This is a genomic window from Bradyrhizobium sp. JHI2711, from assembly GCF_056156565.1.
The window spans coordinates 1-14,792 of the sequence record NZ_JBPZPT010000008.1 but is presented as its reverse complement, the minus strand read 5'-3'; the positions used below and the strand labels follow the sequence as shown (position 1 = coordinate 14,792).

The following is a 14,792-nucleotide window of genomic DNA, read 5'->3' as shown; positions in this document are numbered from 1 at the left end:
TACCGCTTCGCTTCAGAGAACGCGTCAAGTTGGAATCTGACCGTCAGGCGAGATAGCGCGTCAGATAGCCTTCCATCGCGTAGAGCGCGCAGAGCGCGAGGCTCGACCACACCGCGGCGCTGAAATACAGGAACATCCAGGTCAGCTCGCCCTTCCAGTGCGCGATGTCATGGGTCACCACCCAGCGCGTCGAGACGTCATGCAGTCCTTCGAGGAAGCCGAGGAATGTGTTGCCCTCTTCATGCCCTGCCCGCCAGCGGCTGAGATACATCGGCACATCGACGGTGATGAGGAAGGCAAGGAAGCAGGCGATGCCGACGATGCCTGACATCAGCGCCCAGCGCACTACGCCCTGGAATTCCGGCATCAGACGGCATAGCGCGATGCCGGCCAGGAAGAAGGTCACAGCCCACAGCGAATTCTCGATCGCGTTGTAGAGGAAGTTGGTCGTCACCACCGCGTACCAGGAGAAGCATTCCGCGATGATGATGATCGGCACGATCACGAGCGCGATGTTCACCGCGGTCTCCGCGCCCGTCATCTTGCCGAGCTGATGCAGGATGATGGCCCATTGCGCGGCGAAGCAGAGCTCGGCCACCGTCGCCACCGTCCGGCCGACGGCGACGCTGGAGAGCCAGGTGTCGAACAGGCAGATGCGCTGCACGTCGGCGCGCGGCAGCACCGAACGGAAGGCGCAGCCGAACACATAGCCGGCGCACAGCAGGAACATCAACCCGATGTCCGAGCCGCCACCGAGGCTGGCCGAAGGCGTCGGATAGAACTCACGATAGAGCATGAACCAGACGAGGATATTGGCGCTGCTCACAAGCGTGAGGGATCCCCACCACCACGCCAGGGGATTTGACCGCGCCTGCCACTGCAACATGAACCGCTCCGCAAAAATTATCGATCTGACACGTCGTCGTAATAATCCTGTCACAGAACGACACGCAATCACGACAAAAATCTGTGTGCCCGGTCGTTCCAGCGGTGCTCGGAAGGCGCAAGAAGCGCTGCGAGCCGAGTGTCCACATATCGGACAATTTTCTCATGGATGGCGAATCTATTGGACATTCGAAATCCGTCCGTCTGATATGCCCGGATGGCTCCGACTGACTCACCCAAGCCGCAGCGCCCGCTCTCCTCTGCCGCAGCCGTGCTGGCCGAGAGCGCTGATGACGCCGCTTTCGCCACCACTCTGGCCAAGGGGCTCGTCGTGCTCGAGGCGTTCAAGGCCGGGAGCACGCTGCTGGGCAACATGGAGCTGTCGACGCTGACCGGCATCCCGCGCCCGACGGTGGCGAGGCTGACCCATACCTTGGCCGAGCTCGGCTATCTCCGCTACGACGCCGAGCGGTCGAAGTACCGCGTCGGTGCACGGGCGCTGCGGATGGCGCATCCCCTGCTCGCCGGAATGCAATTCCGCCAGGTGGCGCGGCCGATGATGCAGGAGCTGGCGCACAGCGTCCGCGGCACGGTGTCGATCGGCCTGCTCGATGCGACGTCGATGATCTATGTCGAGACCGCGCGCTCCGGCGATGTCGGCCCGCACGTGCCCGACATCGGCATGCCCATTCCCGTCGTGATGACCGCCATGGGCCGCGCCGCGGCGGCGACCTTGCCGCCGGCCGATGCAGACCGGCTGGAACGCAATCTCGCCGCCGAGGATGCCGGATTGTGGTCGGCGCTCCGCGACAAATACCGCGCCGGCATCGCGCAATGCAAAAGCCGCGGCTTCTGCACCTGCTGGGGCGAGTACATGGCCTCGATCCATGCCGTCGCCGCGCCGCTGTTTCATATCGGCGAAGCGAAACAATCATTCTCGATCAATTGCGGCATCCCCGCCTTCCGGCTGCAGCCCGGGCAGCTCGAGGGCGAAATCGGTCCGCGCATCGCGGCGCTCGCCGATAGCATCCGCGCCATGGTCGGGCAGGCCGAGCTCAAGCCGCCGCCGCGCAAAACCAAGAAAATCACAAGCGCCGGAACATGATATGGCTGGACCGCTCGAAGGATTGAAGGTTCTCGACATCGCGACGATCATCGCCGCGCCGTTCGCCGCCACGCTGCTGGCCGACTACGGCGCGGACGTGCTCAAGATCGAGATGCCCGGGCACGGCGACGGCGTGCGGTCGTTTCCGCCGTTCAAGAACGGCAAGCCGCTGTGGTGGAAGGCCGCCAACCGCAACAAGAAGTTTGCCACGCTCGATCTGCGCACGCCGGAAGGGCTTGCGCTGTTCAAGCAGCTGCTTCCACGCTTCGACGTGCTGATCGAGAATTTTCGTCCGGGAACGCTGGATCGCTGGGGGCTTCCCAAGGAGGTGCTGTGGTCGATCCAGCCGCGTCTCGTGATTCTGCGCGCCACCGCCTTCGGGCAGGATGGTCCCTATCGGGAGCGCCCCGGCTTCGCCCGCATCTTCGAGGCCATGGGCGGACTGACTTACATCACCGGCGAGAGCGGCGGCGAACCGACCCATCCCGGATACCCGATCGGGGATTCGATCGGCGGCCTGTTCGGCGCCGTCGGCGTGCTGGCAGCGCTGTGGAAGCGGGCGCGCGACCCGGATGCGCCGGGCGAGGAGATCGATCTCGCGCTGACCGAAGCCACTTTCCGCCTGCTCGACGTCCTCGCCATCGAGCACGACCAGCTCGGCACCGTTCGCAGCCGCATCGGCAACGCCAATGGTTATTCAGCACCGGCCGCGGTGTTTCGCACCCGCGACGGTCACTGGGTCACGCTCGCAGGTTCGACCAACGCGCTCTTTGCAGCGAACTGCCGGGCGATCGGCCGCCCCGATCTGATCGCGGATCCGCGCTTTGCCGGCAATGAGCAGCGCGTCAAGCACGCCGTCGAACTCAACGACATCTTCGCGGCCTGGTGCGCCGCGCATCCCCTCGACGAGGTCCTCGCGAGCTTCAACGCCGCGCAGGGAACGCTCGCCCCGATCTATTCGATAGATCAGATCGCCGACGACCCGCAGGTGAAGGCGCGCGAGGTGATCACGCGCGTTGCCGACCGGGATTTCGGCACGGTCGCCATGACCAATGTCGTGCCGCGTTTCACCGTCGATCCCGCGCGCCTGCGCCATGCCGCGGGCGACGTCGGCCAGGACAATGACGAGGTCTACCGGGATTGGCTCGGGCTCTCGGACGCCAGGATCGAGCAGCTCACCCAACGAAAGGTGATCTGAGGTCGTAAGAGCGGCAGATAAAAGAGAAACAAATACAGGGAGGAAGACAACAGTGGCATCGTTCAAGGTGACGCGGCGAGCTCTGCTGGGCACGATCGCGGGCGGGCTCGCGGCCGGCTCAGGCATGAGGGCACATGCCGAGGACGCCTGGCCCTCGCGCATGGTCCGTCTGATCTCGCCTTACGGGCCCGGCGGGTCCAACGACATCTCGCTGCGTCTGCTCGCCGAAGAGTTCGGCCGCAGCCTGCGTCAGCAGTTTATTGTCGAGAACAAGCCGGGCGCCGGCACGCGCATCGCCAACGACATGGTCGCCCATGCGCCGGGCGACGGCTACACCATCCTCTATGTCGCGGCGCCCTACGCCACCGCCGAGGCGCTGTTCGGCAAGCTGACCTATGAGCGCAAGGATCTGGCGCCGGTGGCGATGGTGGTGATCGCGCCGCTGTTCCTCATCATCAGCGCCGACGCGCCGTTCAAGACGCTTCCCGACCTGATCGCCTACGGCAAATCCAAGCCCGACGGCCTCACCTTCGCCTCCCCAGGCGCCGGCTCGCAGCCGCATCTTGCCGGAGAGCTCCTGTTCCGCGACGCGGGCGTCAAGGGTTTGAACATCCCGTTCCGGGGCGATGCGGCCTCCTACACCGAGCTGCTCGCCGGACGCGTCGACGCCACACTGACCGCGCTGCCGACGGCCTTGCCCTACATCCAGAGCGGCAAGTTCACCGTGCTCGGCGTCGCCTCGGCCGAGCGCAGCGCGCTGTATCCGCAGGCACCGACGCTGCGCGAGCAGGGCTTTCCCAATGTGGCTGCGGCCGGCTGGTACGGCTTCATGGTGCCGTCCACGACGCCGCGCGCCATCGTGGACAAATTCCAGGCCGAGGTTCTGCGGGCGCTCGCCGAGCCTGCGATCAAGGACAAGCTGACCGCGCAGGGCCTCGAAGTGCGCCCAGGCACCGCCGCCGAGTTCAGCAAGTTCATCGACGCCGAAACGCAGAAATGGACCAAGCTGATCCGCGACGCCGGCCTCAAGGGCGAATGAGGATTGCTGGAGGAAACCGACATGAAAAACGTCGTCACCAAATTCATCGCCACCTCCGCCCTTCTCCTCTCGGTCGCGGCAGCGCAGGCACAAAAGAAATACGATCCCGGCGCGTCCGACACCGCGATCAAGGTGGGCCAGACCGTGCCGCTCAGCGGCCCGGCCTCGGCCTACGCGGTGATCGGCAAGACCCAGGCCGCCTATCTGAGGATGATCAACGACCAGGGCGGCGTGAACGGCCGCAAGGTCGAGCTGATCCAGTATGACGATGCCTATTCGCCGCCGAAGACGGTGGAGCAGGTCCGCAAGCTCGTCGAAAGCGACGAAGTGCTTTTGACCTTCCAGATCATCGGCACCGCCCCGAACGTCGCCGTGCAGAAATATCTCAACGCCAAGAAGATCCCGCAGCTCTTCGCCGCCACCGGCGCCGCACGCTTCACCGATCCAAAGAACTTCCCCTGGACCATGGGTTTCAACCCCTCTTACCTCGTCGAGGGCCGGATCTATGCGCAATACCTCCTGAAGAACCATCCGAACGCCAAAATCGGCGTGCTCTACCAGAACGACGATCTCGGCAAGGATTATCTCGCCGGCCTCAAGGCGGGCCTCGGCGACAAGGCGAGCATGGTCGTCGCCGAGACCTCCTACGAGATCAACGAGCCGACGATCGACTCGCAGATCCTGCGGTTGAAGGATGCGGGCGCCGACGTGCTGTTTAGCGCGACCACGCCGAAGCAGGCCGCGCAGGCCATCAAGAAGGTCGCCGAGATCGGCTGGAAGGCGCTGCACATCATCGACATCAACGCCTCCTCGCTCAGCGCCGTGCTGAAGCCCGCCGGGCTCGACAATTCCAAGGGCATCATCAGCGTCGGATACGTCAAGGATGCCGCGGATCCCGAATGGAAGGACGACCCGGGCATGAAGCGCTACCTCGCCTTCATGGCCAAGTACTATCCTGAGGGCGACAAGGATTCGAACCTGAACGTCTACGGCTACATCACCGCGCAGCTCCTGGTGCAAGTGCTGAAGCAATGCGGCGACGATCTGACCCGCGAGAACGTGATGCGACAGGCGGCCAACCTCAAGAACGTCGAGCTCGACCTGACGCTCCCGGGGATCTCGGTCACGACCACGCCGACGGACTATCGCGTCAACAAGCAGTTCCAGATGGTGCAGTTCGACGGCCAGCGCTGGCAGAAGCTCGGCGACATCGTCACGGACGAAGCCAGGGAGTGAACCCGCTTCGCCGGCGCTCAACGCCTTTCGGCGTAACGGCCGCCGCCACGGATGAGATCGTCGCGTTCCGCGGCATGGCGCTGGTATTCGGAGATCGCGCGGTTGGCCATGCGGATCCGATTCGTGTGTCCCTCCTCGACCATCACGGTGATGCGCTGCGCCAGGAACACGCAGGCGTCGAATTCGTCGCTGATGGCGCCCGTTCGCGTAAGAAAGTCCCAGGCGATCTCGTAGGCCTGCTCCGCCGCGGGATTGCGGTAATCGCTGAAGATGATGTGCGTCATCACTGCCAAAGCCTGATCGCAGCGATCGTTCCTAGGCTCACGCGCAGATGGCAGGGAACCCGGCGGCGCGAAAAAACCACCGGCCGCGGGGCGCGCCGGTGGTTCGCTGTCAGCGAGGAACGCGAAGAACTACGCGGCCTGGCGCTGATGCGTGAGGTACTCCATGGTGACCTTCTCGACATTGGAATCGATCCAGGCCGCCATGCGCTGCTCCTCCTTCAATGACGTCTCGAGCGGCTCCTTCGCCTCCGGCATGCCGGCCGCGCCGCACAGCGCGAGCAGCGACTTGTAGGCGGCGATCTCGAAATTCTCGAAGGCGTTGTTCGCGAAAGTGTTCTTCAGAATCTCGTCGCCGGCAACCGAATGCGCCATGGCCATCATGTTGGCCATCACCGACTGCGCCGTATCCTTCAGGCTCGACGTGCTCTCGCCACAGGCTTCCAGGCACTTTTCGAGGCGACGCAGCTGCTCATTGGTCTCCTGAAGGTGCGCCGTGATCTTCGCCTTGACCTCGGGATATTCGTCCAGCCGCTCCGACTGGCGCTCCATCAACTCTCGCGCCTGCACTTCCATCGCATGCGCATTGCGTAGTCCCACCACGAACGTATCGCGGGCTGCATTGGCCATTTTCCTGTTCTCCATTTGACGGGCATCGTTCGCGCAACCGGGAAGCACGGGCGATTGTTCCTAACACGGCCGCGCTGATTGCCGCAGGAGAGACCATGTCTTCGTCGCCTGTTCCGGCCGAAGGACCCAGCGCTAACCTGCGATAGCCAAACGGAAACGTGGTCTTCGACCGCGGGAACGCCGGCTGCGCCCCGCCGTTCACAGCAGCGCGTGGTCACAGCGCGACGTTGCGCCCTCACCCCAGCGACAATGATGATCTAATGACCGACAGTCCTTCACCCGCCAGCAATTTCCCGGTGCCGCGTCCGGGCCAGGGGCAGCCGGACAACGCCTCAGATCCCTATTTCATGCAGATCCGCGATGACCTCGCGGACAAGGGCTTCTTCACCGCCACCGCCGAGGATTTGATCACCTGGGCGCGGACGGGATCGCTGATGTGGATGACGTTTGGACTCGCCTGCTGCGCCGTCGAGATGATGCAGATGTCGATGCCGCGCTATGACGCCGAGCGGTTCGGCTTTGCGCCGCGGGCCTCACCGCGTCAATCTGACGTGATCATCGTGGCAGGCACCTTGACCAACAAGATGGCCCCGGCCTTCCGCAAGGTCTACGACCAGATGCCCGAGCCGCGTTACGTGATCTCGATGGGATCCTGCGCCAACGGCGGCGGCTATTACCATTACTCCTATTCCGTCGTGCGCGGCTGCGACCGCGTGGTGCCGGTCGACATCTACGTCCCCGGCTGCCCGCCGACCGCGGAAGCGCTGCTCTACGGCGTGATGCTGCTCCAGAAGAAAATCCGGCGGATGGGCACGATAGAACGATGACACATCAGACTGGGTCGACACGGACCGGCATGACGCAAATTCCTCTTTCCCCGGCGGCCGAGGCGGAAAACCCCGAATTCGACCTCGAGCGAAACGACAACACACGACAGATCGTGGCCGACGTTGCCTACCGGCAGCTTGCCATCGTCAACGTGATCTTTGTCGGCCGCGAAGGTGCTGGCGACGGCAACTGGGTACTGGTCGACGCCGGCATCCCCGGAGCGGCACCGGCGATTCGCTCCGCCGCCAAGGCTCGGTTCGGCGGCCACGGCCGCCCGGCCTGCATCATCATGACACACGCTCATTTCGATCACGTCGGTGTGCTCGAGACGCTGGCGAACGAGTGGGACGTCCCGGTTTATGCGCATCACGCCGAGCATCCCTATCTCGACGGCACGCAATCCTATCCGCCAGCCGATCCGAGTGTCGGTGGCGGCTTGCTCGCCCTGCTCTCTCCGCTGTTTCCGACAAGACCCGTCAACGTCGCATCCCGCCTTTATGATCTGCCCTCGGACCACAGCGTGCCCTTCATGCAAGACTGGCGGTGGATCCCGACGCCCGGCCACACGCCCGGTCATGTCTCGCTCTGGCGTGAGCGCGACCGCGTCCTGATCGCCGGCGACGCCTTCATCACCACCCGGCAGGAGTCAGTTTACGCGGCAATGACGCAAACGCCAGAGATGCACGGGCCGCCGATGTATTTCACGCCGGATTGGGCCAGCGCAAAAACCTCGGTGCGCGAACTTGCCGCGCTTGCTCCCGAGATCGTCGTGACCGGCCATGGCGCGGCGATGCAAGGACCGGCGATGCGCGTTGCGCTCGATGCTCTGGCCGAGTTGTTCGACGAGGTCGCCGTACCTTCCCATCGACGCGCATAGGAGTGGTGGTGGGGACCGCGTCAATTTCGGCTTTGCGGTCCGCGAATTTCGAAGCGATCTGAACCGCGATTGCAGATGATTAGGAACGCAACCCCACGGCCTTCATTGCGCCAATGCGACAGAACAAAAAGGAGTTGCGCATGTACTATTTCGACAAGCGACTGCAATACCCGGTCAGGGTCGAAAAGCCCGACCCGATCTTCGCCCGCCAACTGCAGCAGGCGATCGGCGGCGTGGAAGGCGAGATCCGCGTCTGCCTGCAATATTTCTTCCAGGCCTGGGGCGCGCGCGGTCCGGCCAAATATCGCGACGTGTTGCTCAACACCGCAACCGAGGAGATCAGCCACATCGAGATGCTTTCGACCGCGGTCGCCCTGAACCTGGAAAATGCACCGGCGACGATGCAGGAGAGCAGCATGCAGGGCAATCCGATCGTCGGCGCGGTGATGTCCGGCGGCGAGCGGCCGCGACACGTGATCGAGGGCATGCTGCATCGGCACATCCTGTCGACCGGCATGGCGGCCTTCCCGGCCAACGCCGACGGCGTCCCGTTCGATTGTTCGCACATCTACGCCAGCGGCAATCTCGCCGCCGATATGTATTGCAACGTGGCCGCCGAAGCCACCGGCCGAACGCTGGCGGTGCGCCTCTTCAACTCCACGAGCGATCCGGGCATGCAGGACATGCTCAGCTACCTGATCGCGCGCGACACCATGCATCAACAGCAATGGCTCGCCGTGATCGAGGAGCTGGGCGGAGATGCCGCGCTGCCGATTCCGAACAGCTTCGACCGGAGCAAGGAAGCGACCGAGTTCAGCTACATGTTCATGGGCACCGAGCGCAGCGGAGCGCCGCTCGAGCCGGGCCGCTACAACGAAGGTCCGTCGCTCGACGGCCGCGGCGAATTCAGCTTCCGCCCCGCCTTCGAGCCGCTCGGCGACGAGCCCGTGCTTGGACCCGCACGTCCCGACAGCGCCGCGCAAGTGGAGCAGATGCAGGAGCCGCCGGTCACCAACGCGCTGACCTGACCTGTACGAGGCAAGCCGCCATTTCGACGGCGGCTTGATCAGAATGCGTTCGCGCACGCCGTCATTCCCGGCTCGCCATCTCAGGGCCCGGGAATGGCGGGGCTGCCTTCACCGCTTGATGCCCGCCACATAGGCCGCGAGCTTGTCGAGCGTCTGGTAGCCGTATTCGACGGCGCCGAAGCCGATCATGCCATCGCGCTGCTCGGTGCTCGAGGCCAGCTGCCGCATCATCAGCACGGTCTTGCCGTTGCTCTGCTCGGCAAAGGTGACGGTGAAGCGGAACATGCGGGGATCGTCATCCTGGTCGGTACCGTGATCCATCTCCATCAGCGACGGCCGCTCGATGCGGCGGAAGCGCATCCGGTTCGGATAGACCGTACCGTCGGGCCCGATCATGTTGAAGCGCCAGACGCCGCCGACGCGCACGTCGATCTCGAAGGTCTCGACCTTGAAGCCCTTCGGGCCGAACCATTGCGGCAGATGCTTCGGGTCGGACCATGCCTCGAACACCAGATCGCGCGGCGCGTCGATCACGCGCGACATCACGATCTCGCGGTCGAGCGACCATTGCGACAGAGCGGGGTTGGCAGAACTCGTCATTGTCAGGAACCTTTCCGTTCGGTTGTTCGGGACGGCCGCTTGGCGGCCGCCCTTTCCTTCTCTTTCTTGAGCTTCATCACATAGGCCTCGAACCGGTCGAGCCGCGCTTCCCAGACCGCGCGCTGCTGCTGGAACCAATCCTCGGCGCCGACCAGCGCATCCGCGCTGAGACGGCAGGTGCGCACGCGTCCCGATTTCTCGGACTGAACGAGCCCGCTCGTCTCCAGCACATGGATGTGCTTCATGAAGCTCGGCAGCGCCATGTCGAAGGGACCGGCGAGCTCGCCGACCGACGCCTCGCCCGCGCACAGCCGCATCACGATCGCCCGCCGCGTCGGATCGGCGAGCGCGGCGAAGATCTGGTCGAGGTTGGATAATTGGTTAGCCATGAAGCTAACTATACACGCAGGATCGCGGACGTCAACAATTGTTAGCCGAACGGCTCAGTTTTGTGATCTGGATTGGCGGGAACCCACAACGCGCAATCGTGAGTTGGGACCTCGCGCCCTCCTCACTAAAACCATCCCGGGGGCGCATCAGCATGATCGATCAGAGCACGTGGCGCCCGTTGTCATCTCATCCCCGATCACCCGGCGAGTCTTCGCCCAGGCCGCGTCCATTGCGATGGCGATGGCGCTTTGCCAGCGCCGCGCCTCGGCCGATTCCGACATGATTGCGCAAATGCGCGACATCGTCGCCGGCGCGCCGGCGCCGACCGCGACGGCGGACCATGCGGGCGGCCTCGCCGCAGCGCTCTATGCCGGCCGCCATGTCGAGTTCTTCAGCTACGGGTTCGCCGACGATGCGACCGGACGGAAGGTGACGCCCGACACGCTGTTCAACCTCGCCTCGTTGCGAAAGCCGTTCGAGGCCACGCTCGTGGCGCTCGGCGTGCTGCGCGGCGAGCTGCGGCTCGACGATCGTCTGCCGAAATACCTGCCCGAGCTGAGCGGCAACTACATCCGCAACGTCACTGTGGGCCAGTTGGCGACGCACACGTCGGGCCTGCTGCTGCCGACCGACCATCCGCCCTGGCCGAACGAAGAGTTTACGCGCGAGCAGTTCATCGCCCTGCTGAACGCCTTCACGCCGGCACCCGGCATCGCACCTGGCCGGCAACGCGTCTACACCCATGCCGGCTATGTGCTGCTTCAGCTCGTGCTCGAGCGTTGCTACGGCAAGCCGATCCATGCGCTGATCCAGCACCGCATTCTCCGCCCCCTCGCCATGGGCTCCACCTTCCTCCCCGAGCGCGGTCCGGACCATCGCGCCGTCATGGACGCGGCGGCGATGCAGCGCGTGGTCCAGGGCTATTCCGACCAGGGCATGGCGATCGGGCCGATCGGCAACCAGCAGAGCTACTTCGATTTTCCCGGCACGGGCCAGATGTTCGCCTCCGCCCGCGACCTTGCCATCTTCGCGGCCGCCTGCGTCGACGGCCGCGCGATCGACCCGCATTTGCGCGAAGCCCTGCGGCGGCTGACGCAGCGTGAGGCCTTCCGCGTCGACGAAAAATTCGGACAGGGCCTGGCCTGGGAGACCGTGCGCCTTCCAGGCGTCACCATCGTCGACAAGCCGGGCGGCCTCAACAACGCCTCCGGCTATATCGGCCTGGTGCCGGCGCGGCGGATCGGCATCGTCCTGCTGGCCAATCGCGGCGAGTATCCGCACGAGATCGCCCGCTACAAGATCCTGCCGGAGCTGGCGCGGCTCATCGCCTCACATTGAGGCCGCCGCTCAGACCGAGCGCATCAGCCCGCCGTCGACGCGGATGTTCTGGCCGGTGATGTAGGCGGCGCCGTCGGAGGCCAGGAACGAGATTGTCGCCGCGACCTCTTCGACCTTGCCGTAGCGCTTCATCGGCACGCTGTCGCGCCGCGCGTCCTGTTGCGGCAGGCTGTCGATCCAGCCCGGCAGCACGTTGTTCATGCGGACATTGTCGGCCGCGTAAGCGTCGGTGAAGATCTTGGTGAAGGCGGCGAGCCCTGCGCGGAACACCGCCGAGGTCGGGAACATCGCGCTGGGCTCGAACGCCCAAGCGGTCGAGATGTTGATGATGGCGCCGCCCTTCTGCGCCTGCATCAGCGGCGTCACCAGCCGGGTCGGACGGATCACGTTCAAGAGATAAGTGTCGAGGCCGGTGTGCCACTGCTCGTCGGTGATCTCGGTGATGGGGGCACGCGGCCCGTGCCCGGCGCTGTTGACGAGAACGTCGATCCGTCCCCACTTCGCCATCGCAGCCTCGACGAGGCGCTTCAGGTCGTCGTTCGACTGGTTCGAGCCGGTAACGCCGAGCCCGCCGAGCTCGGCCGCCAGCGCCTCGCCCTTGCCCGAGGACGACAGGATCGCGACGCGAAACCCGTCCGCCGCCAGCCGCCGCGCAGCCCCCGCCCCCATGCCGCTGCCGCCGGCGGTGACGAGCGCAACCTTCTCTACTGCCATGATCCGATGATCCCTTCAGTTGAGGCGAGCCGCAGGCTCGGCCTATCATGAGGCCTTCTACAGCCAGACCCGTCGGCAGGTCCATGGCCGAAGACATCCATCATGAGGCGCTTGAAATGAGTGATCTGCAGATCCGCAATTTGCGCCCCGACGAAATCGCCCTCGCCGTCGACTGGGCCGCGGCGGAGGGCTGGAATCCGGGGCTGGCGGATGCCGCCTGCTTCGCGATCCCCGATGCCCGAGGCTTCTTCGTCGGCGAGATCGACGGCGAGCCGGTCGCGACCGTCTCCTGCGTCAATTACGACGACCGCTTCGCCTTTTTGGGGTTCTACATCGTGCGCGAGCGCTTTCGCGGCGCGGGCCATGGCCTACGCATCTGGAATGCCGCGATTGCGCATGCAGGCGCGCGCGTGATCGGCCTCGACGGCGTGGTGGCGCAGCAGGAGAATTACAAGAAGTCGGGATTCCGGCTCGCCTACGCCAACATCCGCTATGGCGGCACCGTTGCGGGATCCGTCAAGCCGCCGGCCGATGTCGTGGCGCTCGACAAGGTCCCGTTTGCGCTGGTGGACGCCGATGACGCCCGTGTATTCCCCGCCGCGCGCAGCGCCTTCCTGCGCGCCTGGATCAACACGCGAGGTCATGTCGGCCGCGCGTTGCTGCGCGAGGGCAGGCTCGCTGCATGGGGTGTGATCCGGCCCTGCCGGACGGGCTACAAGATCGGCCCGCTCGTCGCCGACGACCGCGACGCCGCGGATCAAGTCGTGCAGGCGCTGCTCGGAAGCGCGGGCGCCGGCGAGGTCTTCCTCGACGTCCCCGCCGTCAATCCCGTCGCGATCGCGCTCGCCGAGGAGCTCGGCCTCGAGCCGGTGTTCGAGACGGCGCGGATGTATACGGGGCAGATCGCGCCGCTGCGGCTCGACCGCGTCTTCGGCGTCACCAGCTTCGAGTTGGGCTAACTCAGTAGCAGCGCATGATGTTGACGGTGTGCTCGCTGCCGCCACGGCCGGGCACCGTCACCTGCTCCGTCGGGCAGCTCGGCACGTAGGGCCGATTGGACGGCACGACGTTCGGCGGATAGCGATGCGTCCAGTCCCAGGGCACATCATAGGTGTAGGTGTAGCGCACATCGGCGGAGAGCGATTGGTTCACATCGGCGAAGGGCTGGCTGTAGCCGGCGCCGTCGTAGAAGTAGCTGCCGCCGCCCGGCCAATAGACCCAGGGAGCGCTGCGGCGGTGGAACCTGGCGCCCGGCCCGATCGCCGGACGTGCCGCAGCCGGCGGCGCGGCGGCAGTTGCGGCGCCTGACGCAGTGGCGCCGGCGGGTCCGGCAAGACTGTCACTGGAGCTAAGCAGCAGCGCAGCTGCGCTGAGCGAGGCGAACAACGCCCCATATGATCTGGCAATCATGATACGCACCACACTCGTTTGGCTTCGCGATAGCGGCTCCCCGAAAGGAGGCTAGGCCGGGCTGTCGCCCACCCGCAAACGTATAATTAATTATTGGTTAAGGCACGCGAATAACCGGGAACAAGGTGCGGCAGAACGCCCGGAATTCCTCTCTCATTTCAATGGCTTCGTGCATCAGTGGCCCTGCAGCTTGCGCAGCCAGTCGAGCATGTCCTGCGGGCTTGCGCTGCCCTGTGTCACGATCGCGGTGTTGCCGCCGCTGCGGCGAGTGACCGTCGTGCGCCCGGGCTCCTTCTGCCGATCGCCGCTCTGCGTGATCACCGACGTGCCGTTCTCGTCCTGGACCATTGTGGTGTGACCGTCGCCCGGGGCGCTCGGTGGGCGAATGCGCGACATCCGTCTGCAGTTTCTCTCCGAAGCGCTCGTCCTCTGCCTGCTCGGCGGCGCCATCGGCGTCGCCGGCGGCATCACGCTCTCGATGACGGTCGCCCGCATGGCCGGTTGGGTCACCTCGATCGACGGCCAGGCGATCGGCCTGTCTCTCGTCTTCTCGATCGCGACCGGCCTCGTCTTTGGTCTATCCAGCCCACAAGGCGTCCAAGCTGAGCCCGATCGAGGCGCTCAAGACGGAGTGAGAGCATGCCGGGATGTTCGCAAAGGCCAGGGAGGCATCAGCCATGAGCTCGGATCCGAAGGACTTGATCGCACCGACGCCGCGCGAACGGGAGCTGATGACGCTGATCGCGCGGGGAATGCAGAACAAGAACATCGCCTACGAGCTCAACATCTCGGAGAACACGGTGCGGGCGCATATCGGCAACATCATGCGCAAGTACCGGCTTCAGAACAGAACGCAGATCGCGATCGCCTTTGCCCTGCACGCGGCGCCATCGTCGCTCCGCCGCGATCTCGCCAAGACCGAGCTCTATCCGGCCGCGACGAAGCCGGCGCAGGCGCTTGCACCGAATCCACCGGCGGCGCAGACCGCGCCGGATTGAATGGTTGCAGCTACCATCCCTTGCGTTGCCCGACGGGCAAAACATCCAATCTATGGGTCAACGCACGCGGCCCAAAATATTCCGCTTTACCGAAATTCGGAAATCGCCTATGTGTCGCGCAACCCGGCCCAAGGAAGAGGGGCGTATCGCGATCGTCACGAACGCGGGCCGGGGGGCGGTGGACGCTGATGGCGTTGGCGCGAAAGGGTTTGCAGGGCGGAGAGCCGTGAGCAAA

Annotated in this window: 18 protein-coding genes; 10 read left to right on the top strand and 8 right to left on the bottom strand. The window is 65.0% G+C overall.

Annotation, left to right across the window (positions count from 1 at the left end; translation table 11 throughout):
• Positions 1 to 43 precede the first annotated feature (43 nt).
• On the bottom strand, positions 44 to 886 hold the full coding sequence (locus ACTEK7_RS34460; RefSeq protein WP_036013504.1) for a hypothetical protein: 843 nt from the start codon (positions 884 to 886) through the stop codon (positions 44 to 46).
• Between the two features lie 216 nt (positions 887 to 1,102).
• Between ACTEK7_RS34460 and ACTEK7_RS34455 the strand changes: the two genes are divergently transcribed.
• From ACTEK7_RS34455 to ACTEK7_RS34440, 4 genes are read left to right on the top strand one after another with little or no spacing between them, the layout of a single operon-like run.
• Positions 1,103 to 1,990, top strand: coding sequence for an IclR family transcriptional regulator (locus tag ACTEK7_RS34455; protein ID WP_036029094.1), 888 nt, complete (start codon positions 1,103 to 1,105; stop codon positions 1,988 to 1,990).
• A 1-nt stretch (position 1,991) separates the two neighbouring features.
• Positions 1,992 to 3,188 carry a CaiB/BaiF CoA transferase family protein gene (locus tag ACTEK7_RS34450; RefSeq protein WP_225147645.1) on the top strand — a complete coding sequence of 399 codons (1,197 nt, stop codon included), beginning with the start codon at positions 1,992 to 1,994 and terminating at the stop codon, positions 3,186 to 3,188.
• 52 nt (positions 3,189 to 3,240) lie between these two features.
• Positions 3,241 to 4,227 (top strand): Bug family tripartite tricarboxylate transporter substrate binding protein, encoded by a 987-nt coding sequence (locus tag ACTEK7_RS34445; RefSeq protein ID WP_036013495.1) that lies wholly within the window; start codon positions 3,241 to 3,243, stop codon positions 4,225 to 4,227.
• 21 nt (positions 4,228 to 4,248) lie between these two features.
• On the top strand, positions 4,249 to 5,463 hold the full coding sequence (locus tag ACTEK7_RS34440; protein ID WP_225147646.1) for an ABC transporter substrate-binding protein: 1,215 nt from the start codon (positions 4,249 to 4,251) through the stop codon (positions 5,461 to 5,463).
• Between the two features lie 17 nt (positions 5,464 to 5,480).
• On the opposite strand, the gene ACTEK7_RS34435 is transcribed toward ACTEK7_RS34440, so the two are convergent.
• Entirely contained in the window at positions 5,481 to 5,747 is a 267-nt protein-coding gene (locus ACTEK7_RS34435) for a hypothetical protein (protein WP_081493004.1), read from the bottom strand.
• Positions 5,748 to 5,876: 129 nt separating this feature from the next.
• Positions 5,877 to 6,374 carry a ferritin-like domain-containing protein gene (locus tag ACTEK7_RS34430; RefSeq protein WP_036013491.1) on the bottom strand — a complete coding sequence of 166 codons (498 nt, stop codon included), beginning with the start codon at positions 6,372 to 6,374 and terminating at the stop codon, positions 5,877 to 5,879.
• A gap of 260 nt (positions 6,375 to 6,634) precedes the next feature.
• Between ACTEK7_RS34430 and ACTEK7_RS34425 the strand changes: the two genes are divergently transcribed.
• The 3 genes from ACTEK7_RS34425 to ACTEK7_RS34415 all read left to right on the top strand — a co-directional run bounded on the left by ACTEK7_RS34425 (position 6,635) and on the right by ACTEK7_RS34415 (position 9,107).
• Positions 6,635 to 7,201, top strand: a complete 567-nt coding sequence (locus ACTEK7_RS34425) for a NuoB/complex I 20 kDa subunit family protein (RefSeq protein ID WP_225124950.1) — start codon at positions 6,635 to 6,637, stop codon at positions 7,199 to 7,201.
• Positions 7,202 to 7,230: 29 nt separating this feature from the next.
• Positions 7,231 to 8,079, top strand: coding sequence for an MBL fold metallo-hydrolase (locus ACTEK7_RS34420; RefSeq protein WP_057029681.1), 849 nt, complete (start codon positions 7,231 to 7,233; stop codon positions 8,077 to 8,079).
• Between the two features lie 140 nt (positions 8,080 to 8,219).
• Positions 8,220 to 9,107 carry a manganese catalase family protein gene (locus tag ACTEK7_RS34415; RefSeq protein WP_225147647.1) on the top strand — a complete coding sequence of 296 codons (888 nt, stop codon included), beginning with the start codon at positions 8,220 to 8,222 and terminating at the stop codon, positions 9,105 to 9,107.
• A 108-nt stretch (positions 9,108 to 9,215) separates the two neighbouring features.
• On the opposite strand, the gene ACTEK7_RS34410 is transcribed toward ACTEK7_RS34415, so the two are convergent.
• Complete coding sequence (locus ACTEK7_RS34410; protein ID WP_225147648.1) at positions 9,216 to 9,707, bottom strand: SRPBCC family protein; 492 nt, start codon at positions 9,705 to 9,707, stop codon at positions 9,216 to 9,218.
• A 2-nt stretch (positions 9,708 to 9,709) separates the two neighbouring features.
• Complete coding sequence (locus tag ACTEK7_RS34405; RefSeq protein ID WP_036029077.1) at positions 9,710 to 10,096, bottom strand: ArsR/SmtB family transcription factor; 387 nt, start codon at positions 10,094 to 10,096, stop codon at positions 9,710 to 9,712.
• Positions 10,097 to 10,265: 169 nt separating this feature from the next.
• On the opposite strand from ACTEK7_RS34405, the gene ACTEK7_RS34400 reads away from it, so the two are divergent.
• Positions 10,266 to 11,435: a serine hydrolase gene (locus ACTEK7_RS34400; protein WP_463671664.1), complete on the top strand. Its 1,170-nt coding sequence runs from the start codon at positions 10,266 to 10,268 to the stop codon at positions 11,433 to 11,435.
• 9 nt (positions 11,436 to 11,444) lie between these two features.
• Here ACTEK7_RS34400 and ACTEK7_RS34395 read toward each other — a convergent pair whose 3' ends face one another.
• On the bottom strand, positions 11,445 to 12,149 hold the full coding sequence (locus ACTEK7_RS34395; RefSeq protein ID WP_225147649.1) for an SDR family oxidoreductase: 705 nt from the start codon (positions 12,147 to 12,149) through the stop codon (positions 11,445 to 11,447).
• 116 nt (positions 12,150 to 12,265) lie between these two features.
• Here ACTEK7_RS34395 and ACTEK7_RS34390 point away from each other — a divergent pair, with 116 nt between their 5' ends.
• Positions 12,266 to 13,108: a GNAT family N-acetyltransferase gene (locus ACTEK7_RS34390; RefSeq protein ID WP_225114983.1), complete on the top strand. Its 843-nt coding sequence runs from the start codon at positions 12,266 to 12,268 to the stop codon at positions 13,106 to 13,108.
• Between the two features lies 1 nt (position 13,109).
• On the opposite strand, the gene ACTEK7_RS34385 is transcribed toward ACTEK7_RS34390, so the two are convergent.
• Positions 13,110 to 13,559, bottom strand: coding sequence for a hypothetical protein (locus ACTEK7_RS34385; protein WP_225147650.1), 450 nt, complete (start codon positions 13,557 to 13,559; stop codon positions 13,110 to 13,112).
• A 174-nt stretch (positions 13,560 to 13,733) separates the two neighbouring features.
• Complete coding sequence (locus ACTEK7_RS34380; protein ID WP_036013472.1) at positions 13,734 to 13,955, bottom strand: hypothetical protein; 222 nt, start codon at positions 13,953 to 13,955, stop codon at positions 13,734 to 13,736.
• A 281-nt stretch (positions 13,956 to 14,236) separates the two neighbouring features.
• On the opposite strand from ACTEK7_RS34380, the gene ACTEK7_RS34375 reads away from it, so the two are divergent.
• Entirely contained in the window at positions 14,237 to 14,557 is a 321-nt protein-coding gene (locus tag ACTEK7_RS34375) for a response regulator transcription factor (RefSeq protein ID WP_225124938.1), read from the top strand.
• Positions 14,558 to 14,792 lie beyond the last annotated feature (235 nt).

Bases quoted from the DNA above. Each gene is read 5' to 3' on its own strand.
- ACTEK7_RS34440 (WP_225147646.1), top strand. From the start codon at position 4,249: ATGAAAAACGTCGTCACCAAATTCATCGCCACCTCCGCCCTTCTCCTC.
- ACTEK7_RS34385 (WP_225147650.1), bottom strand. From the start codon at position 13,559: ATGATTGCCAGATCATATGGGGCGTTGTTCGCCTCGCTCAGCGCAGCT.
- ACTEK7_RS34415 (WP_225147647.1), top strand. From the start codon at position 8,220: ATGTACTATTTCGACAAGCGACTGCAATACCCGGTCAGGGTCGAAAAG.
- ACTEK7_RS34435 (WP_081493004.1), bottom strand. From the start codon at position 5,747: ATGACGCACATCATCTTCAGCGATTACCGCAATCCCGCGGCGGAGCAG.
- ACTEK7_RS34430 (WP_036013491.1), bottom strand. From the start codon at position 6,374: ATGGCCAATGCAGCCCGCGATACGTTCGTGGTGGGACTACGCAATGCG.
- ACTEK7_RS34460 (WP_036013504.1), bottom strand. From the start codon at position 886: ATGTTGCAGTGGCAGGCGCGGTCAAATCCCCTGGCGTGGTGGTGGGGA.
- ACTEK7_RS34390 (WP_225114983.1), top strand. From the start codon at position 12,266: ATGAGTGATCTGCAGATCCGCAATTTGCGCCCCGACGAAATCGCCCTC.
- ACTEK7_RS34420 (WP_057029681.1), top strand. From the start codon at position 7,231: ATGACGCAAATTCCTCTTTCCCCGGCGGCCGAGGCGGAAAACCCCGAA.
- ACTEK7_RS34455 (WP_036029094.1), top strand. From the start codon at position 1,103: ATGGCTCCGACTGACTCACCCAAGCCGCAGCGCCCGCTCTCCTCTGCC.
- ACTEK7_RS34410 (WP_225147648.1), bottom strand. From the start codon at position 9,707: ATGACGAGTTCTGCCAACCCCGCTCTGTCGCAATGGTCGCTCGACCGC.
- ACTEK7_RS34450 (WP_225147645.1), top strand. From the start codon at position 1,992: ATGGCTGGACCGCTCGAAGGATTGAAGGTTCTCGACATCGCGACGATC.
- ACTEK7_RS34375 (WP_225124938.1), top strand. From the start codon at position 14,237: ATGAGCTCGGATCCGAAGGACTTGATCGCACCGACGCCGCGCGAACGG.
- ACTEK7_RS34395 (WP_225147649.1), bottom strand. From the start codon at position 12,149: ATGGCAGTAGAGAAGGTTGCGCTCGTCACCGCCGGCGGCAGCGGCATG.
- ACTEK7_RS34380 (WP_036013472.1), bottom strand. From the start codon at position 13,955: ATGTCGCGCATTCGCCCACCGAGCGCCCCGGGCGACGGTCACACCACA.
- ACTEK7_RS34425 (WP_225124950.1), top strand. From the start codon at position 6,635: ATGACCGACAGTCCTTCACCCGCCAGCAATTTCCCGGTGCCGCGTCCG.
- ACTEK7_RS34405 (WP_036029077.1), bottom strand. From the start codon at position 10,096: ATGGCTAACCAATTATCCAACCTCGACCAGATCTTCGCCGCGCTCGCC.